The organism is Streptosporangium sp. NPDC002524 (assembly GCF_040295985.1).
In the GTDB taxonomy this organism is placed as follows: Bacteria; Actinomycetota; Actinomycetes; order Streptosporangiales; family Streptosporangiaceae; genus Streptosporangium.
The window spans coordinates 1-3,437 of record NZ_JBEOWK010000068.1; the positions used below are offsets into that span (position 1 = coordinate 1).

At 38.1% G+C, this 3,437-nt stretch carries 5 protein-coding genes; 3 read left to right on the top strand and 2 right to left on the bottom strand.

Annotated elements, in window-relative coordinates:
• The first annotated feature begins 120 nt into the window (after nucleotides 1–120).
• The gene (locus tag ABT053_RS43215; protein ID WP_350977997.1) at nucleotides 121–387 is read left to right on the top strand and encodes a hypothetical protein; all 267 of its coding nucleotides are present in this window, start codon (nucleotides 121–123) and stop codon (nucleotides 385–387) included.
• 8 nt (nucleotides 388–395) lie between these two features.
• On the top strand, nucleotides 396–833 hold the full coding sequence (locus ABT053_RS43220) for a universal stress protein (protein ID WP_350977999.1): 438 nt from the start codon (nucleotides 396–398) through the stop codon (nucleotides 831–833).
• A gap of 98 nt (nucleotides 834–931) precedes the next feature.
• Here the strand turns inward: ABT053_RS43220 and ABT053_RS43225 are convergent, their stop codons facing one another.
• Together ABT053_RS43225 and ABT053_RS43230 are read right to left on the bottom strand one after the other, a co-directional pair.
• Entirely contained in the window at nucleotides 932–1,612 is a 681-nt protein-coding gene (locus tag ABT053_RS43225; RefSeq protein WP_179161667.1) for an IS6-like element ISS1N family transposase, read from the bottom strand.
• A 224-nt stretch (nucleotides 1,613–1,836) separates the two neighbouring features.
• Entirely contained in the window at nucleotides 1,837–2,727 is an 891-nt protein-coding gene (locus ABT053_RS43230; protein ID WP_350978002.1) for an IS982 family transposase, read from the bottom strand.
• Nucleotides 2,728–2,837: 110 nt separating this feature from the next.
• On the opposite strand from ABT053_RS43230, the gene ABT053_RS43235 reads away from it, so the two are divergent.
• Nucleotides 2,838–3,437, top strand: a 600-nt coding sequence (locus ABT053_RS43235) for an amidohydrolase (RefSeq protein WP_350978005.1), incomplete at its 3' end; no start/stop codon positions are given.

Here is a 3,437-nt window from a genome sequence, read left to right on the forward strand (position 1 = left end):
CTCCAATCGGTTGCGCACACGGGAACGTCTCGCCAACGGTAGCTACCGCTTCAGCGACGCCCGGCTCGTCTCTGATCCACCTCACTATTGGTCATCATTAATAATGGTACCAATAGTGAGGTGGAAATGGGAAGCCGGTTTAAAAATTCGATAGTTATTCGGATAATAGGATGGGGTTCAGTAATTGGATTGACATATTTAAATTTGATTGGATTGCCCGGCCAAATTGAAGGTTTTTTTGGTGAAAAGGTGACATCAAGCCAACTTGTACTAGCTGATTCTATTGCCTATGTCATTATCGTCGCAGTATTACTACTGTTAGCGTGGACAATTATTGAACTGTATAAAGGAAATAAAAAATATAATCAATTAATTAATGAAAGGTAAGAAGCACTATGGAAGGATTTGATGAATTTAAAAATATTTTAGTTGGGGTAGATGAATCAGAAGGAGCTCAAAAAGCCTTTCAATATGCTGTAAAGCAAGCGAGTAAAACTGGAGCCGCATTACTGATTGCCTCAATTTTAGAAATTGAAGAGCTGAATGTTTATGAAGCGTTAGACCCTGAGTACTTGAGGCAGAAACAAAGTCAATTGTCACTTAATTTGGAAAAGTACAAACAATATGCAGAAAATAGCGGTGTAAAAAACATTCAGCTGTACAGTGGAGAAGGTGATCCGGCCGAGGAAATTACTAAGACGATTTTGCCAGCAACATCTGCAGATATCTTAATCATTGGATCGCGATCAATGCATGGAAATAAAGGATATTTTGGTTCGCATGCTACTTATATGGTTAAAAATTCTCCAATCTCAATTACAGTTATTAAGTAAATATTGCAGATAATATGTATTTGGGTCAATATCTTGGACAAATTGGTTCTGTTGCGAAGTTTGAAAATCAAACGCGCTCTCTCTGAACTCCAAATATCTTAGGCTGTTATTCCCATTAATACCTTGATTTCAGTAGACACCGAAAAGCCGAAGAGCGTTCCATTTCTTCGGTTCTTTTTATATATTCCTCGAAGGGTCTCCATGCCCTTAATCGTGGAAGAGGCTGTACGGAGACTTTGATAAAATTTATTCCGTCGTTTAATAGGTCGATGGTCTTGTTCTATTAAATTGTTAAGATACTTCACAGTTCGGTGCTCTGTCTTAGGATATAAACCCACACTCTGTAACTTTCTAAAGGCGGAGCCAAGAGAAGGTGCTTTATCGGTCACAATTGCTTTCGGCTCACCAAACTGTTTATGGAGTCGTTTTAAGAAAGCATAGGCTGCTTGCGTATCCCGTTTCTTTCGTAACCAGATATCTAAGGTTAAGCCGTCCGCATCAATTGCACGATAAAGATAATGCCAACGTCCCTTAATTTTGATATAGGTTTCGTCCATTTTCCATGAATAGAAGGATTGTCTATTTTTCTTCTTCCAAAGATAATAGAGGACTTTGCTGTACTCTTGCACCCAACGATAAATCGTAGTATGACAAACATTTATTCCACGATCATATAACAATTCCTGAACTTCACGATAGCTTAGATTGTAACGCAGGTAGTAACCAACAGCGACAATAATGACGTCTTTTTTGAATTGTTTGCCTTTAAAATGATTCATTACTCTGTCCTCTCTGTCTTTTTTCTCAATTTTACACTAAAATAGATTTTTTGGAAAACTTTGCAACAGAACCAAAGAAATAATAAATTCTAGGCCCTTAAAAGAAAAAATCAAATTTTTAACAAAGGTTATTATTATTAAGGCGAAAAACCATTAAGCCGTTAAATGAAAATGCAAAGGGTTCATATACAATTATGTTAATTACGACCCGAATTGCTAGTTGATTATTTAGCCATGACTTGATACCCGATAGAATATCTTAAAGTCTCTGGTTCCAGTGATTTAGCTGATTTTAACAGTAAAGAATACGCTAAAAGTATCATCTCTAATTTCAATTGAAAACCTTGAGGCGAACGACTTTTACAACGCTCAGCTCCTAGATTTGTCAAAAAAGAGAAAACTCGCTCAATCACTTTTCTATGTTTTGAAAAATTAGGGAAAAGGATTTTCTTTTGCTTCATGTTCTTCCTGACAGGTGTAATTAGATCAATTCCTTCTAATTCCAGCCTTTCATGCAGTGACTGACCTAGATATCCCATATCTCCAAGGACTGTTGGTGTCCCAAATTGACTCAACACTTCCTCGGTCATTGAACTATCAGCCATTGAAGCAGGAGTAATTGTGTAGTCTATGACATAGCCTGATTCACTGACTAAAGCATGACATTTACATCCATAGAAGTACTGTCCCTTTGTAGAATTGTAGCCAGCATTTGCATAATCTCCAAGAACTTTGCTTCTGAAGTTACGAATAGGCTGACACAAAGGAAGGGGGAAGCTGTCAATAATGGATACACTAATTCCTTCAACCTCTTTAAAGACGAGTGCTTGGCGAATGACTTGGATACTCGGTAAGAGGGCATTACAACGGCGGACAAAGCGAGAATATTCTAGGAAATTAGGAAATAAACTTTGAGCCAATTGGTGCTTAGCTTTAAGCGTTTCACTAAAATGCAGTACGCCCCAGAGGTAACAAGTAATCACTAAACAGTCAGATGTTGCAAGATGGACGTTTTTTCGGTTTTGAACCTCAAGGGGAACACTCGTTTGATAAAGCGTCTCAATGGTTGTCAGTAAATAAACAAAAACTTTTGGAAGTGTGCTATTATAAGTCATATAAGTCGTGCGCTTTCTAATGCTTAGTGCTTTAAGATTAGGATAGCACGACTTATTTATTTTCCAATGAAATTAACTAGCATTTCGGGTAGAAAGTTTAGAGGTATCATATGAAACTACTTAATAATTTGTTGACTAGCTTAACACAATATGAGAATGAAATGATTCAAATTAGGCGTCATCTTCATCAATACCCAGAAATTTCTTTTCAAGAAAAAGAAACATTTAAGTATATTATGGGCTTTTATAAAGAACTTGACTGTGAACCAAAACTTATCGGAAAGGGATTTGGAATCATCGTTGATATTGAAGGTGGAAAATCCGGAAAAACTCTTGCGTTGAGAGCAGACTTTGATGCTCTTGCTATTTTTGAAGATAATGATTTAAGTTTTAAATCGGTCAATCCAGGAGTAATGCATGCCTGTGGACACGATGCACATACTGCATATTTGATGGTACTTGCTAGAGAACTAGTAAAAATAAAACAAGAACTTCTGGGAAGAGTTAGAATTGTCCATCAACCAGCAGAGGAAGTATCTCCTGGTGGTGCCAAAGGTATGATTAAAGCAGGAGCTCTTGACGGTGTCGATAATATGATCGGGGTTCATGTGATGATCGGTTTCGAACTCGACCAGGCTGCCACCGAGCTCGGCCTTCATCTCCCCCTCCCACCAGCCGCGTTCACGCGCCTGCCGGGCGAGCGTGGTCAT

Excerpts from the sequence above, each read along its gene's own strand:
- ABT053_RS43220 (WP_350977999.1), top strand. The coding sequence starts at position 396 with ATGGAAGGATTTGATGAATTTAAAAATATTTTAGTTGGGGTAGATGAA.
- ABT053_RS43225 (WP_179161667.1), bottom strand. The coding sequence starts at position 1,612 with ATGAATCATTTTAAAGGCAAACAATTCAAAAAAGACGTCATTATTGTC.
- ABT053_RS43230 (WP_350978002.1), bottom strand. The coding sequence starts at position 2,727 with ATGACTTATAATAGCACACTTCCAAAAGTTTTTGTTTATTTACTGACA.